General features: G+C 72.5%; 18 protein-coding genes and 1 pseudogene. 6 read left to right on the plus strand and 13 right to left on the minus strand.

Features of this window, described 5'->3' with window-relative positions; genetic code table 11:
- Nucleotides 1-52: 52 nt before the first annotated feature.
- From larB to DWV08_RS13405, 3 genes are read right to left on the minus strand one after another with little or no spacing between them, the layout of a single operon-like run.
- Nucleotides 53-814, minus strand: coding sequence for a nickel pincer cofactor biosynthesis protein LarB (gene larB, locus DWV08_RS13395; protein ID WP_115414257.1), 762 nt, complete (start codon nucleotides 812-814; stop codon nucleotides 53-55).
- Nucleotides 807-1763 carry an ATP-dependent sacrificial sulfur transferase LarE gene (larE, locus tag DWV08_RS13400; RefSeq protein ID WP_115414258.1) on the minus strand — a complete coding sequence of 319 codons (957 nt, stop codon included), beginning with the start codon at nucleotides 1761-1763 and terminating at the stop codon, nucleotides 807-809. The genes larB and larE overlap by 8 nt, the downstream gene beginning before the upstream one ends.
- Nucleotides 1760-3112: a lactate racemase domain-containing protein gene (locus tag DWV08_RS13405; RefSeq protein ID WP_115414259.1), complete on the minus strand. Its 1353-nt coding sequence runs from the start codon at nucleotides 3110-3112 to the stop codon at nucleotides 1760-1762. The genes larE and DWV08_RS13405 overlap by 4 nt, the downstream gene beginning before the upstream one ends.
- 130 nt (nucleotides 3113-3242) lie before the next feature.
- On the opposite strand from DWV08_RS13405, the gene DWV08_RS13410 reads away from it, so the two are divergent.
- Entirely contained in the window at nucleotides 3243-3722 is a 480-nt protein-coding gene (locus DWV08_RS13410; protein ID WP_115414260.1) for a GNAT family N-acetyltransferase, read from the plus strand.
- Nucleotides 3723-3727: 5 nt separating this feature from the next.
- Here DWV08_RS13410 and DWV08_RS13415 read toward each other — a convergent pair whose 3' ends face one another.
- Together DWV08_RS13415 and DWV08_RS13420 are read right to left on the minus strand one after the other, a co-directional pair.
- Nucleotides 3728-4180: a VOC family protein gene (locus tag DWV08_RS13415; RefSeq protein WP_115414261.1), complete on the minus strand. Its 453-nt coding sequence runs from the start codon at nucleotides 4178-4180 to the stop codon at nucleotides 3728-3730.
- 52 nt (nucleotides 4181-4232) lie between these two features.
- Nucleotides 4233-5006 carry an SDR family NAD(P)-dependent oxidoreductase gene (locus DWV08_RS13420; RefSeq protein WP_115414262.1) on the minus strand — a complete coding sequence of 258 codons (774 nt, stop codon included), beginning with the start codon at nucleotides 5004-5006 and terminating at the stop codon, nucleotides 4233-4235.
- Here DWV08_RS13420 and DWV08_RS13425 point away from each other — a divergent pair.
- On the plus strand, nucleotides 4974-5327 hold the full coding sequence (locus tag DWV08_RS13425) for a VOC family protein (RefSeq protein WP_206516715.1): 354 nt from the start codon (nucleotides 4974-4976) through the stop codon (nucleotides 5325-5327). The two genes, DWV08_RS13420 and DWV08_RS13425, sit on opposite strands and share 33 nt — an antisense overlap.
- Nucleotides 5328-5378: 51 nt before the next feature.
- Nucleotides 5379-5978: pseudogene (locus DWV08_RS13430) on the plus strand (metal-dependent transcriptional regulator); the annotation flags it as partial.
- Here the strand turns inward: DWV08_RS13430 and DWV08_RS17160 are convergent.
- The 3 genes from DWV08_RS17160 to DWV08_RS13445 are packed head-to-tail and all read right to left on the minus strand — an operon-like array spanning nucleotide 5909 to nucleotide 8543.
- Nucleotides 5909-6925 carry a metal ABC transporter permease gene (locus DWV08_RS17160; RefSeq protein WP_115414264.1) on the minus strand — a complete coding sequence of 339 codons (1017 nt, stop codon included), beginning with the start codon at nucleotides 6923-6925 and terminating at the stop codon, nucleotides 5909-5911. The pseudogene DWV08_RS13430 and the gene DWV08_RS17160 overlap by 70 nt on opposite strands.
- The gene (locus DWV08_RS13440; RefSeq protein ID WP_115414265.1) at nucleotides 6922-7659 is read right to left on the minus strand and encodes a metal ABC transporter ATP-binding protein; all 738 of its coding nucleotides are present in this window, start codon (nucleotides 7657-7659) and stop codon (nucleotides 6922-6924) included. Before DWV08_RS13440 ends, DWV08_RS17160 begins: the two co-directional genes overlap by 4 nt.
- On the minus strand, nucleotides 7656-8543 hold the full coding sequence (locus DWV08_RS13445; RefSeq protein ID WP_162801577.1) for a metal ABC transporter substrate-binding protein: 888 nt from the start codon (nucleotides 8541-8543) through the stop codon (nucleotides 7656-7658). The genes DWV08_RS13440 and DWV08_RS13445 overlap by 4 nt, the downstream gene beginning before the upstream one ends.
- A gap of 192 nt (nucleotides 8544-8735) precedes the next feature.
- Here DWV08_RS13445 and DWV08_RS13450 point away from each other — a divergent pair, with 192 nt between their 5' ends.
- The 3 genes from DWV08_RS13450 (at nucleotide 8736) to DWV08_RS13460 (ending at nucleotide 10833) form a co-directional block, all read left to right on the plus strand.
- A complete protein-coding gene (locus DWV08_RS13450; protein WP_115414267.1) occupies nucleotides 8736-9485 on the plus strand; it encodes a phosphotransferase enzyme family protein in 750 nt (249 codons plus the stop codon).
- A gap of 266 nt (nucleotides 9486-9751) precedes the next feature.
- Nucleotides 9752-10327, plus strand: a complete 576-nt coding sequence (locus DWV08_RS13455) for a dihydrofolate reductase family protein (protein ID WP_115414268.1) — start codon at nucleotides 9752-9754, stop codon at nucleotides 10325-10327.
- Nucleotides 10328-10410: 83 nt separating this feature from the next.
- Nucleotides 10411-10833 (plus strand): hypothetical protein, encoded by a 423-nt coding sequence (locus DWV08_RS13460; RefSeq protein ID WP_115414269.1) that lies wholly within the window; start codon nucleotides 10411-10413, stop codon nucleotides 10831-10833.
- Between the two features lie 88 nt (nucleotides 10834-10921).
- Here DWV08_RS13460 and DWV08_RS13465 read toward each other — a convergent pair whose 3' ends face one another.
- The 5 genes from DWV08_RS13465 to DWV08_RS13485 form a co-directional block, all read right to left on the minus strand.
- Nucleotides 10922-11455, minus strand: coding sequence for a P-loop nucleotide/nucleoside kinase family protein (locus DWV08_RS13465; protein WP_115414270.1), 534 nt, complete (start codon nucleotides 11453-11455; stop codon nucleotides 10922-10924).
- 62 nt (nucleotides 11456-11517) lie between these two features.
- The gene (locus DWV08_RS13470; RefSeq protein WP_115414271.1) at nucleotides 11518-12243 is read right to left on the minus strand and encodes a class I SAM-dependent methyltransferase; all 726 of its coding nucleotides are present in this window, start codon (nucleotides 12241-12243) and stop codon (nucleotides 11518-11520) included.
- 43 nt (nucleotides 12244-12286) lie between these two features.
- Nucleotides 12287-14224 (minus strand): FtsX-like permease family protein, encoded by a 1938-nt coding sequence (locus DWV08_RS13475; RefSeq protein ID WP_162801578.1) that lies wholly within the window; start codon nucleotides 14222-14224, stop codon nucleotides 12287-12289.
- Between the two features lies 1 nt (nucleotide 14225).
- Nucleotides 14226-14942 (minus strand): ABC transporter ATP-binding protein, encoded by a 717-nt coding sequence (locus DWV08_RS13480; protein ID WP_115414273.1) that lies wholly within the window; start codon nucleotides 14940-14942, stop codon nucleotides 14226-14228.
- Complete coding sequence (locus DWV08_RS13485; protein WP_115414274.1) at nucleotides 14939-15481, minus strand: PadR family transcriptional regulator; 543 nt, start codon at nucleotides 15479-15481, stop codon at nucleotides 14939-14941. The genes DWV08_RS13480 and DWV08_RS13485 overlap by 4 nt, the downstream gene beginning before the upstream one ends.
- Between the last annotated feature and the right edge of the window lie 68 nt (nucleotides 15482-15549).

A 15549-nucleotide genomic window follows, 5' to 3' on the forward strand; every position in this document is an offset into this window, starting at 1 on the left:
AAGTTACACAAGGGGGAGCTGCCGCCGGGGTGAGGCGGCTCTCCCCGCCCGCCTACTCCCCGGATTCAGGGGCCCAGCGGGCGATCTGGGCGGCGAGGTGGCCGGCACCGTAGCCGTTGTCGATGTTGACCACGCCGATGCCGGGGGCGCAGGCGGAGAGCATCGTCGTGAGCGCGGCCTGACCGCCCGCAGCGACGCCGTAGCCCACGGAGGTGGGCAACGCGACCACGGGGGCGGAGATCTGCCCGGCGATCACGGTGGGCAGCGCCCCGTCCATCCCGGCGGCGACCACCACGCAGGCCGCCTCGCGCAGGGCGGGCAGGCGGGACTGGAGGCGGTGCAGGCCGGCGATGCCGATGTCGGCGAACAGGCGGGTGGGCCGTCCCAGGTAGTGAGCGGTGAGCTGCGCCTCGCGGGCCACGGGCAGGTCGCTGGTGCCGGCGCAGGCCACGATCACGAGGCCGCCGCTGGGTGCGGGCGGCGCCGCGGGCCAGGCCAGGAAGCGGGCCGACGGGTCGTGGTGGGCGTCCGGCAGGGCGGCGAGCACGGCCTCGGCGCGGGCGGCGTCGGCGCGGGTGAACAGCACCGGGCCGAGATCCTCGCGACCCGCCTCGTGCAGGCGCGCGTACTCGGCGGCGATCGCCGCGACCTGCTCGACGCTCTTGGCGTCGCAGAGCACGGCCTCGGGGGCGCCGCGGCGAGAGGCGCGGTCGAGATCGAGGTCGAGGAAGCCCTCGATGCGGCCCGTGGCACGGGTCGCGTCGGCGCCGTCGGCCGCGCCGGGCCCATCGGCCGTGCCCGCACCCTCAGCCACGGCCGCCCTTGCCCACGATCTGCAGGGAGAACAGGCCCGAGCGGATGCCGTCGAGGTCGAGGGTGACGTGCTGGAAGCCGGTCTCCTTGCCGGCGGCGACGAGGGCCTCGCGGATCGCGGGCTCCATCGCGCGGGGCAGCTCCTCGGTGGGCAGCTCGATGCGGCCCACGGCGCCGTGGTGGCGCACCCGGCAGTCGCTGAAGCCCTGCTCGTAGACGGCGTCCTCGAGGTCGTCGATCTGGCGCAGCTTCTCCGGGGTGACCTCCTGCCCGAAGGGGATGCGGGAGGCGAGACAGGGGGCGGCCGGCTTGTCCGCGACCGGCAGGGACAGCTGCCGGGCCACCTCGCGCACCTGCGACTTCGTCATGCCCGCGACGGACAGCGGTCGCAGCACGCGGTGCCGGGTGGCGGCGCCCGCCCCGGGGCGGTCGTGGCGGGTGGCGTCGTCGGCGTTCTCCCCGTAGGCGACGGCGTCGAGCTGCTGCTCGCGCGCGACGTCCTCGCCGATGCGGGTGAACAGCTCGTCCTTGCAGTGGAAGCACCGCGCGCCGTCGTTCTTCTGGTAGTCCGGGTTCTCGCCCTCGTGGGTGGGGACCTCGATCACCTCGGCGCCGATCACGCGCGCGACCTGGTGGGCGAGCCGCCGCTCGCGCCGGGCGAGGGACGGGGAGACCCCCAGCAGCGCGACGACGTTCTCGGCCCCGAGCGCGCGCACGGCGAGCGCGAGCAGGGTCGCGGAGTCGACGCCGCCGGAGTAGGCGACGCCCAGCCGGCGCGTGCCGGCGAGCTCGGCGGAGACCGCGTCGGCGAGAGTGAGCGCCTCGCCGGCCAGCGCGTCCGGGGTCATCGCCTCGGCCTCGAAGCCGGGATGGCCGGGCGCGAACAGCGAGGTGGGGGCCTGCGGGGCGGTGCCGAGGGTGAGCGGGACGGGCTGGCGGAGGCTGGTCACTGGGCCTGCTCCGCGGCGCCGTCGCGCTCGGAGGCGAGGCGGAAGAGCACCTCGCCGGCGTGGTCGATCACCAGGGTGTCCGGGTCGTCGCGCAGCGCCTCGATGTCGAGGGAGGCCGGATCCATGTACAGCACGTTGTGCGCCTCGGTCTCCTCCTTCGAGAGGGAGGTGGCGAAGTAGCGGTTCACGCGCTGGTGCTCCTCCCCCGTCTCCGGGTCGTAGGTGCCCAGGCCCGTGACGTGCGTGGAGTGGGCGAGCTCGCCCCAGGGGTGGTCCTTGAACCGGTCCCACTGTTTCGTGAAGTACTCGATGTTGTGATAGCCGATGTCGCGGATGCCGGGGTGCATCGCGGCGACCTCGGTGATGTGCGGGGCGTAGATGATCACGTCGCCGCCGTCGGCGCAGACGGGCTCGGACTTGTAGAAGCCCTTCGCGCCGGTCCACATGTCCTCGTACATCTCCGGCACCAGCGCGACGATCCGCTTGTAGGGCTTCTCGACGTAGGTGATGTGGGTCTGGGCGGAGATCTTCGCGCACGCGGCCCAGGCGGCCTGCGGGTCGCCGAACGCGATCGCGCCGAGATCCTGGCCGCCCTCGGCGACGTCCATGGTGAACGCGAGCTTCTCGGAGGGGATGAGCTCGCTCGCGGCGTCGATCAGCTGTCGCACGGGGGTGATGCCGAGGGTGCCGATGATGCGGCTGGCCGTGATGAGCGCGCCCACCCAGTGGGAGATGTCGATGACGTCATGCACCGAGCAGCCGGGGAAGAAGTACTTGTTGCCGCCGGAGAAGCCGACGACCTCGTGCGGGAAGACGGGGCCGACGATCAGGTTGACGTCCGAGTCGACGCACAGCCGGTTGATCTGCACGGTCATCGGGACGTCGGTGAGCAGCCCGCCGGTGAGCTCGGCGATCTGCTCGGCGGGGATGACGCCGAGATCCGCGATCTGGGAGGGGTCGTCCCAGGCGTGGTTCAGCACCGTCCACTCCGGGTAGGTGGCCGTCGCGCCGCGCTCGGTGGCGCCGAGCAGCTGGTCGATCGCCTCCTCGCTCATCGCGGCGTGGGTGCCCAGCGCGATGAGCACGGTGACGGAGGAGGCGCGGCCGGCGAGCGCATCGTGGATCGCGGGCAGCACCTTAGGCAGGGGGACGGAGCGGGTGCCGTCGGGGATGATCAGGCAGACGCTCTTGCCGTCGAGGTCGGTGCCGGCGAGCTGCTCGGCGACGAAGCCGGTGATCTGCTCGTCGGTGAGGGTGCCGCTCGGCCCGCCGAGAAGGGCGGCCCGTTCCGCGAGTCCCTCGGGGATCGGGTGGACCGTGGGCAGCTGCGTCGCCGTCGTCTCGCTCATGGAGCCATGATGCGCGCTCTGACCGGGGGCGACAAGGAGGGCCAGGCTGTTGCCACAAGGCGGGGCCGAAGGGGCGCGGTGGGCGAATACTCTCTCGACCGCTCCGCCGGACTGCGTCTACTTTGCCTGCATGACTGCTCCCCCTTCCGCCACCGCTCCCACGATCCTCTCGGCGCGGGGCGAGGACTTCGCCCTCCTCGCCAGGCTGCTGCAGCTCTACCTCCACGACTTCTCCGAGCACACGGGCTGGGACGTCGACGAGCACGGCCTCTTCCACTACGCCTGGCTCGACGCCTACCGCCACGAGGCCGGCCGTCACGCCTACGTGTTCCGCGTCGGAGGTCCGACTGCGGGTTTCGCCCTGGTGCGGGAGGCGGAACGGATCCACATGGCCGAGTTCTTCGTGCTGCGGAAGTATCGGCGCGCCGGCGTGGGCCTCGCCGCCGCACGGCTCCTGCTCGAGGCGCACGTCGGCCCCTGGTCGATCACGCAGCTGGCCACCAATCCCGAGGCCACCTCGTTCTGGCGCCGCGCCATCCCCGTGCCGTTCGAGGAGACGGTGCAGGCCGACGGGACGGTCGAGCAGCGGTTCACGATCGACCGGCACTGACCATGTCACCCCAGGTCGGAGAGCGTGTCCGGGATATAGATCGTGCCGTCCGCGGAGACCGGGAAGGTCGGGGCAAAGGCCGTCTCCCACAGATGCCCGTCGGGGTCGGCGAAGTAGCCGGAGTAACCGCCCCAGTCGGCGCGCGCGGCAGGCGTGATCAGGCGGGCCCCTGCGGCGACGGCCACCTCCAACGCATCATCGACCTCCGCTTCGGTGGCGAAGTTCAGCGCCAGCGTGATGCCGCGGTACTGCGTCGGCGGGGAGGCGGGGAGGCCGACGTCGGCCGCGAGCTCGTCGTGGCCGAACAGGCCGATCCAGGTCCCCGCGGTGCGGAACCAGGCGATTCCCGCCGAGACGTCGCCGCGCTGCTGCCATCCGAGGGCGCGGTAGAAGGCGATGCTGCGCGCGAGGTCTGCGACGCCGAGGGTGACGATCGAGAAGTTCGGTGCGATGCCCATGCGTCCAGCATGGCAGCACGGTCGCGGAGGACAGCGGCCGACCGCGCCGGGATCAGAAGGCGCGGCGGATGCTCAGGCCCCCGTCGACCGGGAGCACGTGCCCGGTGATCCAGGAGGCGTCCGGCGAGCACAGGAACGCGATGGCCGCCGCGATGTCGGAGGGCTCGCCCACACGTCGCAGCGGATACTCCCCCGCCAGATGATCCGGCCCGCCCTGGGCCTCCCAGGCGCGGGTGCGGACGGTGCCCGGGGCAACCGCATTGATCCGGACGCCGCGCGGCCCGTACTCGTGCGCCAGATTCCGGATCAGCGGCACGAGGCCGGCCTTGGCCGAGGAGTACGGCTCGCTCCCGAGCGTGAGCGCGCCGTTCACGGAGCTCACGATGACGGCCGACGGAGTCCGGGTGCTGGTCGTCAGTGCAGGCAGCACCCGGCGCAGCATGCGCACCGGACCCAGGAGGTTCAGCTCGAGCATCGCCCGCCAGGTCTCGTCCTCCGTCTCCGCGAAGTCGCCGTGGTCGGTGTCCCCGCCCGCGACGTGCACCAGCGCATCGAGGGTGATGCCCTGTTCCGACAGCGCGCTGACGGCCGTGTCAACCGCATCGGCGTCCAGGACGTCGATCCCCAGGGCGAGGTGGCCCTCGCCGGGCAGGTCGCGGACGGCCCGCTCCGCCCCCTCGAGGTCCAGGTCGGCGACCAGCACCCTTCCGCGCTCTGCCGCCAGACGCTGCGCGCTCGCCAGGCCGATGCCGACGGAGCCGCCGACGACGAGGGTCGTGGTGCCCCGGAACCGGTGCTGTGCGTCCTGCGCCGCCGCTGGGTCCATGGCCGAAGACTACGGCCCGGGATCAGCGGCCCGGTCGACCTCGCCCTGGCGGGAGGAGACATCCTGGCCGCGGATCTCGCCGTCGGCGGCATCGCCACCCCCGACGGCGAGGGCGAGATCGGCGGGCTGAACCCTGGTGCCGCTCCGTCGGCCGAGGGACCCCTCGTACTGCTGTTCTCGGAGGACCTGGACGCGACGTTCACCGCTGTGAAGGACGCCGGTGGCACCGTCGTCGCAGGTCCTTACGGGTTCCCCGGCGGCCGACGCTTAGAGTTCACCGACCCCAGCGGGAACCGACTCGGGGTGTTCGCCGATTCCTGAGGCGTCTCGGGGCGCGCACCCCGCGGTGCGCTGTTGACTACCGTGTCCCCCATGTCCGTCTCCGAGCTGTCGACCAGCGCCCAGAACTACCTCAAGGCCGTCTGGAGCCTCGGCGAGTGGTCCGAGGTGCCGGTGACGGTCTCGGCGATCGCGGAGCGGGTGGGGGTGCGGCTCTCTAGCGTGTCCGACGCGATGCGGAAGCTCGGCGAGCAGGGACTGGTCGAGCACACCCGCTACGGCGCGATCGCGCTGACCGCGCAGGGGCGCGAGCACGCGCTGGCGATGGTGCGTCGGCACCGCCTGATCGAGACGTTCCTCGTGCGGGACCTCGGCTACGGCTGGGAGGAGGTCCATGACGAGGCGGAGCAGCTCGAGCACGCGGTCTCCGACCTGCTCGTCGAGCGGCTCGACGCGCATCTGGGCCGGCCCTCGCGCGATCCGCACGGCGATCCGATCCCCGCGGCCGACGGGTCCGTCGACCAGCCCGACGCGCAGCTGCTCGCCGTCCTACCGGCGGGGACGCGGGCCCGCGTGGAGCGGATCTCCGACGCCGACCCTCGGCTGCTCTCCTTCTGCGCCGCTCAGGGCATCGTGATCGGGGCGGAGCTCGAGATCCGCGAGGGCCCGGAATTCTCCGATGCGCTCGAGGTGTCGCTGGCCGGCTCGAGCACCGCGGTGCCGCTGGGCCGTTCGGCGACCGAGGCGATCTGGGCGTCGGCCACCCCCTCCCCCGAGGGCTGAGCCGGTTCGTCGCCTCGTCGCGTCCTGTGCCGGGCCAGCAATCCGTAGCGGGGTGCGAGCACATGGACGAGGGCGTAGAGGCTGCCCTGGACGAGCACGATCAGCCCGCCGGAGGCGGCGTCGAGCCAGTAGCTGAGCAGGATCCCGAGCGTGGAGGCGGCGACAGAGAGCGTCGGCGCGATCAGCAGCATGCGGCCGAAGCGGTCGGTGAGCAGGCGCGCCGTCGCCCCGGGGATGATCAGCATCGCGACCACCAGGATCACCCCCACCACCTGCAGCGCGACCACCGCCGTGACGGCCAGCAGCCCCAGCAGCAGGGCGCCGAGACGGCGCGGCGACAGGCCGATCGCGCGGGCATGCGTGGGGTCGAAGGCGTAGAGGGTGAGGTCGCGGCGCCGCAGCAGGAGGAGGACGAGCACGAGCGCGGCGAGCACCGCGATCTGCGCGAGATCGCCCCGGGAGACGCCGAGCACGCTGCCGAAGAGGATGTGGCCGAGGTCGGTGTGGCTCGGGGTCACAGAGAGCAGCACCAGGCCGAGGGCGAACAGGGTCGTGAACACGATCCCGATCGCTGCGTCCTCCGCGACTCGTCGCGACTCGCGGACCGCGCCGATCAGCACCACGGCGAGGAGGCCGAAGACGATCGCGCCGAGCGCGAAGGGCAGGCCGAGGGCGTAGGAGAGGACCACGCCAGGCAGCACGGCGTGGGAGACCGCGTCACCCATCAGCGACCAACCGATGAGCACGAGCCAGCAGGACAGCAGGGCGCAGACCACCGCGGCGAGGGATGTGGCCGCGAGTGCGCGCAGCATGAAGTCGTACTGCAGCGGCTCGGTGAGCAGGTCGAGCGGGTTCATCGGGCGACCTCCTGGCGGGCCAGCGGGTCCAGGCCGAAGGCGCGGGCGAGCATCGCGGGCTCGAGCGCCTCGGCGACAGGGCCGTGGTAGAGGAGCCGACGCCGCAGCAGCACGGCGGAACGGGCGAGATCGGGCAGCGCGTGGAGGTCGTGGGTGGAGACCAGCACGGTGCAGCCGTCGGCCGCGAGCTCGCGGAGGACGGCCACGAGCAGGGCCTCGCTGCGCTTGTCGACGCCTGCGAAGGGTTCGTCGAGCAGGAGGGTGCGGGCGCCCTGGGCGAGGCCACGGGCCACGAAGGCGCGGCGCCTCTGCCCGCCGGAGAGCTGCCCGATGGGCCGGCGGGCGAGGTCCTCGAGCTCGACCCGTGCGAGCGCCTCGGCGACCGCGCGGCGGTCCGCGGCACGGGGCCGACGGGTCAGGCCCTGGTGACCGTAGCGCCCCATCATCACCACGTCCGCGACGCTGAGGGGGAAGGAGGCGTCGATCGCCTCGCCCTGGGGGACGTAGCCGATCGCGCCGCGGCGACGGGCCCGGGCGGGCTCCTCGTCGTCCACTTCGATCCGGCCGGATGCAACCGGGACGGTGCCCATGATCGCGCCGAACAGGGTGGACTTCCCGGCGCCGTTCATGCCGACCAGGCCCGTTACCTCCCCGGCGGCGATGTGCACGCTCAGGCCGTCCAGGGCGGTGACCTCGCCGTACCGGACCGTGAGGTCCTCGACGCGGATGCTCATGCCGCCGCCTCCGTCCCGGTCAGGCCCTCGACGATCACGTCGGCGTCGTGGCGGAGGAGGTCGAGATAGGTGGGGACGGGGCCGCCCTCCTGCGAGAGCGAGTCGACGTAGAGGGTGCCGCCGAAGCGTGCGCCGGTCGCCTCGACGACCTGCTGCATGGGGGCGTCGGAGACGGTCGACTCGCAGAACACCGCCGGTACGTCCTGGTCGCGGACGGTCTCGATGACCGCGGCGATCTGCTGCGGGGTGGCCTGCTGCTCGGCGTTGACGGGCCAGATGTAGTGCTCCTCGAGGCCCACGTCGCGGGCGAGATAGGAGAAGGCGCCCTCGCAGGTCACGAGTGCCCGCTCGTTCTCGGGGAGGGCGCCGACGGTCTGAACGAGCTCGTCGTGGATCTGCTGGAGCTGCCGGGAGTAGGCCTCGCCGTTGCTCGCGAAGTCCTCCGCGTGCTCGGGATCGAGCTGGCTGAAGGCCGTGACCATGTTGTCGACGTATACCTGCGCGGCCTCGGGGCTCATCCAGGCGTGGGGATTCGGGGTGCCCGGAGTCCCGGCGATGTCGAGCGCCTCGATGCCGTCGGAGACCACCGCGTGTGGGACGTCCGCGGTCTCGACGAACTGGCCGAACCAGGCCTCGAGGTGAAGGCCGTTGTCGAGGATCAGATCCGCCTCGGAGGCCCTGGCCACGTCACCGGGAGTGGGCTCGTAGCCGTGGATCTCCGCGCCGGGCTTGGTGATCGACTCGACGCGGAGGTGCTCTCCGGCGACATTCTGGGCGATGTCCTGCAGGACGGTGAAGGTGGTCAGCACGACGAGCCTGTCCCCCTCCCCTGAGTCTCCCGCCCTCCCGCACCCGCTCAGCAGCATCACCAGCGCCGCGGCCATCGCTGAAGCCCTCGTCGCCAGTCGTCCTCCACACCTCACGCGCACACCTCTTCGCCTCATCCATCGAACTATGTTCGCCTTGTCTAACTTGGTAGGTGGCACTGTCTCATACCGGCGTCCGGGAGTCACGCGGCCCGTCGGCCGGCCAGGAAATCCGACGACACCCCGCCACCGCGCGGGGAGGATGGAGGCATGGACGAGGTCGAGGTGATCGTCGCGCACAGCGAGCGGGCGACGCTGCGAGTCGGCGAGGTGTTCGTGAAGGTCGACGGGCATCTCACGCGCCACGCGGCAGAGGTCCGGGCGATGGACCTCGCCTCGATCCCGACGCCCGAAGTGCTGTGGCACGAACCGCCCGCGCTCGCCCGCGCGGCAGTGCCCGGCACCGCGCTCGGCGTGCTCGGTGCCCCGTCGGAGGCGTCACCTGCGTCATGGTCCGCGGCCGGGCGGGTGATCCGCCGGCTCCACGAGGCGCCACTCCCGCCCATGCCCGGGCGACCGCTCGCGGGCGTCGAGGCGGAGCTCGAGCGGGAGAGCGAGTGGCTGCTAGCGCACTCCCCTCTTCCCGCCGAGGTCGTGCAACGCAACCGGGAGATCGCCCGCGGGGCGCTGCGGCCGTGGCGTCCCGCCTTCATCCACGGTGACCTGCAGATCACCCACGTCTTCGTCGAGGACGACGAGGTCACCGGCATCATCGACTGGTCCGAGGGCGCGCCGGGGGACGCGATGTTCGACCTCGCGATCCTCACCCTCGGCCAAGAGGAGCGGCTGGAGGACCTGCTCGCGGGCTACGGCACGGACGTGGACCGGGAGGCGATCCGCGCCTGGTGGTCGCTGCGGTGCCTCACCGCAGCGCGCTGGCTGTTCGAGCACGGCTTCGACCCCGACGCCCCGGGCTGCGAGTACGCCGTGCTGCGGGCGCGGATGCGTGAGGAGGCGTGACGGCGACGGCCGCGTTCTGTTCCGGCGTCGCCATCGGCAGGGAGCAGCCCCTCACTCGATCACTGAGGCGCTCACTCGATGGAGTGAGACAGCTACTCGATCGGGTGTAGTCCCGGGCTCGACGACTCCCCAGGCGCGGCACCCCGTAACGACCGGTAGTGCTTCCGGGTGCGCCCTCGCCCACGGCTGACTACTCTGCACACGACGGCCCCGGCGCATCGGCGCCCGGACGGGGACACCCGGGCCGCCCCACCCCAGGAGAACTCATGGCTCGAGAACTGATCTGGACCGGCTTCATGACGCTCGACGGCGTCGTCGACTCCCCCGGCGGGGTGGAGGAGGGGCATCCCCAGGGAGGCTGGGTGCTCAGCACGCCCTTCGACGAGGAGGCCTTCTCCCTCAAGGGCGAGGAGCTCGCCGAGACCTCCGCGCTGATGTTCGGCCGACGCAGCTACGAGGCCTTCGCGCCCGTGTGGAACGGCTCCGCGGACCACGCCGCGTACCAGGACCTCCCGAAGATCGTCGTCTCCTCCTCGCTGGATGAGGCGGATCTGCACGAGGGCTGGGGCGAGACCCGGATCCTCCGCACCACCGAGGCGGTCGCCGCGGAGAAGGCCGGCGAGGGCGGCGCGATCTTCGTCCACGGCAGCGCCGAGCTCGGCCGCCGGCTCGGGGAGGCGGGCCTCATCGACCGCTACCACCTGCTGCTGTTCCCGGTGACGCTGGGGACAGGCAAGAGGGTCCTGCCCACCTCGGCGCACGAGAGGCAGGACCTTCGCCTGCGCGACTCCGCCGCCTACGCCAACGGCGTGGTGAAGCTGGTCTACGACGTGGTGCGCTGAGTTCACCCACCCGCAGAGACCCCATGCCCACGTCCTCAGCGCGCTCCAGGTTCAGGTCCTGTGGGTCCTGTCTGGGCGCCGCAGTGATCGCGCTGCTGCTCCTCCTCGCACTACCGATCTCCGTGCCGCTGGTCAACGATGCCGCCGCACGGGACATCGAGAAGGAATTGCTCGCGCTTCCCGTCCCGAAAGGTGCAGAGGTCGTCGAGTCCACGTCCCAGGCCGGGAAGATCGTGGGCAACGGGAACGGAATGCAGTACATCGGCGCTCTGCTGGTGCGCAGCGACCGGGGGATCGGCGCGGTCAGCGGGCACTACGCGACCGTCTCCGAGGACATCGCCCTCGGCGTCGCGGTCGTGGCCAGCGCGGGGATCGAGAGGCAGGGCTTTCACGGGGCCGACGGCTTCCTGTCACGACCGAGGTCGGGAGACGACCTCTACGTGGCCTACGCCTTCGGGGAGGGGCCTGGGGCGTTCTTCGAGAGCCTGGACCTGCGCGGTCGCTGAACCGCGCCGGTGCGTCGACGTGGCCGCTCTCTGGCCCCCCCGCCGGTCCCTGGGCTCCATCGTTCCCACCAGGATCGTCGGCGGTGCATCAACCGATCGCTCGCGGCCAGCGGTCGGCTCGCCACGCATCCCAGTCCGCGAAGCCCTCTGGCGGCGCCGGGATCGGTTCGCTGCCGTCGACCTCCGCCGGGGTGGGGCGCTGGAAGACGCTCGCCCAGGAGACGAGCTCCGCCTCGGAGATCGGCCAGGTGGTGTGCGGATCCTCGGCGAGGCGCCGATCCAGGCGGCGTCTCTGCTCGCCGGGGTCGAGGTCGCAGAAGAGCATCTCGACCTCGGCGCCGCGATCCACGGCAGCCTGTCGGAGGCTGGAGCGCTCGTCCTTGCCCCAGAGTCCGAAGTCGAGGACAACGCTCACTCCGAGCTCGAGGGCGCGCAGCGCGATCCCCACGAGCCGCCCCTCGATGACGTCCGAGGCCTGCTCGGGGTTCTCGCTGCCGTAGAGCGCCTTCATCCACTCGTCCTTGGTGAGCCGCAGCGCGCCGTGCTCGGCCTCGAGACGGCGGGCGGCGGTGGTCTTGCCCGTGCCGGGCAGGCCCACGGTGAGGAACAAGGTCGGGGCCATCTCTCAGTCCTTCTCATTCAGACGCCGTGCGGCGACTACGTAGGCGGCCCGCACGGGGAAGCTCAGATGGCCGTCGGCGTCCGCGAGGTCGCCTGTCCGCGCGGCGAAGGCCTCCCGGATCCGGTCACGGACTCGCGGCGTCTGAGCGCGGACGACCGCCCCGGGGTGGCGATCCCCGCGTCGATCCCTGCCCACAGGTCCTCGGGGCGGATCCGCCAGTCCCAATGCAGTTCACAGGCTCTCAGAACCTCGAGCCGGGACTCGCGGGCGAGTCCGGCGAGCCCGTCGGGGCTGCGCGTGAAGTCCTCGCCGGCCGGGAGTCGCTCCGGCGGTGGGAGCACGGCGCCCGCCTCCTCGAACAGCTCGCCGAGCAGTGCGCTCCAGCTCGCGCCGCCCGCAGGCCAGATGGTCATCGCGAGGCGGCCGTCGGGCCGCAGGACGCGGCGCAGCTCGGCGAGCGCCGCGCGGGGGCGGCCGACGTGGTTGATCACGAAGTTCGCCGTCATCGCGCTCGCGCTCGAACCTGCAAGAGGGAGGTCGGGCAGGGCCGCGCGGAGCACGGTCCTACGCAGGCGCCTCCGCGCGGCCTCGACCATGGACTCGTCGGCGTCCAGCGCCGTCACGGTGCGGCCAGACTGCTCGGCCTGCAGAGCGAGTCGTCCGGTGCCGCAGCCGACATCGAGCAGCTGCCCGTCCGGCAGATCGGCGAGCAGCCGGGCGGCGGTGCCGTCGCAGAGGGTCGCGAAGGAGCGGTCGTAGGCCTCGGCTGTGGCGGTCCAGTCCCTCATGGCTCCAGTGAACCGTATGTCGGCCGACGGGATGATCGGCCCCTCAGGGTCTGCGCAGCATCTCCGGCCGCAGCCTCGCACCGAGGCCCAACGAGCTGACCGCGACGATCACGCCCGCCCCGATCGCGGCGCCGAGCACGGGGACCACCTGGTACCCCTGCGCGAGACGGACGGCGGTCTCGGCATCCGCGCCGCGGTTCCCGAGGGTCACGTATCCGTCGGCGATCAGGCTGCCCACCGCCACGGCGAGCAGCACGCCGAGCAGGAGCGGCAGGGCGATCTCGAGCGCCTGCGCGCGGCGGAGCGTGCTCACCGGCGTTCCCAGCAGGCGCAGGTGCGCGAGCTCGGTGCGGCGTTCGAGCATCCGGTCTGTGAGGGAGAGGAGGAATCCTCCGAGCCCCAGGGCGAGCACCACGAGGGTGAGCAGGCGGGTCATCGCGATCACGTGCTCCCAGCGCTCGAACTCGGCGGCGTCGTAGCCTGCGTGGGCCGTGAACCCTGCAGCCCGGAGCTCTCCGACGAGGTCGTCGCGCGGGTCGGCGACCACGGTCGCGCGCACGGAGTCGAGGGCTCCGACCTCCGCCTCGGTGAGCAGGCCGCGGGGGACGTACAGGCGCCCGGCCAGGTCCGGGTTCTGCCAGGGGCCGGCGAGCGGCCCGATGGTCGCCGTGGTCTCGTCGACGTGCACCGTCGCGATGTGCGGCCCGATCTCGCCGCTGTCGTCGAACGTGCCGCGCAGCTCGGCCTCTCCCTCCTGGGGGACGCTCATGTCGGGGATCGGTGGGTAGAGGATCCACTGCGGCACGTCGTCCCGGCAGCCCTCCAGGCTGGGCTGGATGATCAGCAGCTCGGCGCAGGTGGAGACGACCACGCTCGTGCCCTCCTCCGGGAACGGCTCGGGGCCGGGGAGGCCGGGAGCCAGCGCCTCCTGGACGACGGCGATCTCCCGGATCCCCTCGACCTCCGCGAGCTCGCTGCGGAGCGACGCGGCCGTGGTCCCGGCGGGGACAGCGAAGCTCTCCGCCCGCGCCTCGACCTCCCGGGCATGCTCGACGGCACGGTACTGAGGAAGCTGCTCGACGACGGCGATGAGACCCTGCGCGGCGGTCGCGACGACGAGGCCGATCATGAGCGCGCCGATGATGCGGGTCTGCACGGCGGGCTGCGCCTGCAGACGGCGCGCCGCGATCGTGGCCGACGGCGGCTCCCGCCGCACGAGCGTCCAGGACAGCGCGCGGACCAGCAGCGGGGTCAGCAGCACGGTGCCGAGCGCGGCGAGAGCGGCACCGCCCAGGAACGCGGGGATCACCGCTCCGTTGCCGAGCTGCTCCTGGCGTGCCACGAGCAGCAGCGCGATCCCGGCGAGCAGAGGCAGCACGCGGAGCGGGGACGGCGAGGCGTCGACGCCGGTCCGGGCTCGAACACGGTGGGCGCGGGCACGCAGGAGTCCGGGACCGAGCGCGCCGAGCTCGATCATCATCGGCACGGCGAGTCCCGCCGCGAGCAGGAACGCCGACCCCGCCTGCGAGACCCCATCGGCTCCCGGCAGGCGGGAGAGCGCCGGCCCCAGCACCGCCGCGAGGAGCATGCCCGCCGCCCATCCGCCCAGCGCCCAAGGGGCGGTCTCGCCGAGACCGACGAGGGCGAGGGAGCGTCGGCTCATCCCGAGCAGGCGCAGCCGTTCGAGCCGGCGCGCCCGCAGCGCCGCCGACATCCGACCGGCCGCGAAGGCGGTGACCAGGACGGGCAGCACCACCGCCAGCAGGACGCCGCCGGTCAGTGCCCGGGAGTAGACCAGGGACTCCCCGCCGAGCATGACGGACGCGTCGGAGGTGTCAGCCGTCGCGAGGACCAGGCGGCCGAGCGCGAGGACGGCGAGGGTGCCCGCCGCGGCGACGAGCGCCATGATCGCCGAGCGGAGGCGCCCGTGACCGGTGGCCCGGGTGGCGAGCTGCCAGCCGAGCTGGAGTGCTGTGCCCATTTCAGCCCGCCACCCGTCCATCGCGCATCGTGACGAGCCGGTCGAGATGTGCGGCGACGCGGTGGTCGTGGGTGACCACGACGACCGTCTGCCCGAGCTCCCGGACGGTCTCGGTGAACGCCTCCATGACGGCGTCCGCGGCGGCGGTGTCGAGGGAGCCGGTGGGCTCGTCGGCCAGGACGAGCGGCGGGCGTGGTGCGAGGGCGCGGGCGACGGCGGCACGCTGGGCCTGGCCGCCGGAGACCTCGCCCGCGCGCCGATGGGCGACATCGGCGATCCCGAGCCGTTCGGCCACCTCGTGCGCGAGGGTCCCACTCTCGGCCCGGCTCCGACCCTGCAGACGCAGGGGCAGGGCGATGTTCTCGTGGAGGGTGAGCTCCTCGATGAGGTCACCGAACTGGAAGACCATGCCGATGCGCTCCAGACGGAGGCGTTCGCGGCGGCGCTCGGTGAGCGCGGCGAGGTCCTCGCCGAGCACCTCCACGGTGCCGGCGTCGGCCCGGAGCACCCCGGCGAGGATGTGGAGCAGCGTGGACTTGCCGCAGCCGGAGGGGCCCATGATCGCCGCACGCTCCCCGGGTGTGAGGGTGAGATCGACGCCGCGCAGCGCCGGTTCCGCGCCATAGGCGAAGGCGACCTCGTGCAGCGCGGCGACGGGGCCGGACCCGCTCTCCCGCGGAGCGCCGGTCGGGGCGGTCGCGCTGTGTGCGGCGCTCATGCCGTGCCTCCCGCTCCGCGGGTGAGTCGTTCCCGCATCGCGGCGAGTCGCTCGCCGGCGTCGAGGATCCAGCGCAGGTCGGCATCGAGGTGGGCGAGCTCGTAGTCGAGGGCGAGCATCAGTGCGGGGTCCGCGTCGCGCCGGCGCGCGGTGAGGGAGCGCATGCGCTCCATGTGGCTGGTGCGCTGCCGATCGAGGACGTCGTGGGCGTCGCGGCCGGAGAGCAGCGCGACCGAGACGCGCGCGAAGAGGGTGGAGCTGGAGAACGCGCCGGCCTCCTGGGGGGTGAACAGCCAGTCGTCGAGGACGTGCACGCCGTCGGCAGTGATGCGGTAGAGCTTCCGCTCGGGCCCGCTGCCGGACTCGACGGTGGTCTGCTCAGCCCAGCCCTGCCGCTCGAAGCGGGAGAGGCTCGCGTAGACCTGGCCGAAGGCGAGGGGCTTGCCCGGGGAGAGCAGCGTGTCGTAGTCGTGCTTGAGGGTGTAGCCGTGCGCCGGAGCCCGGTCGAGGAGGCCCAGCAGGGCGTGCGAGGTGCTCATGGACCACACTATAAACATTGTGTATACGCACCGTGAGTGGTGCGACGCGATCCGCCCCGCCGCCCGTG

Source organism: Brachybacterium saurashtrense (genome assembly GCF_003355475.1).
GTDB classification, from domain to species: domain Bacteria; phylum Actinomycetota; class Actinomycetes; order Actinomycetales; family Dermabacteraceae; genus Brachybacterium; species Brachybacterium saurashtrense.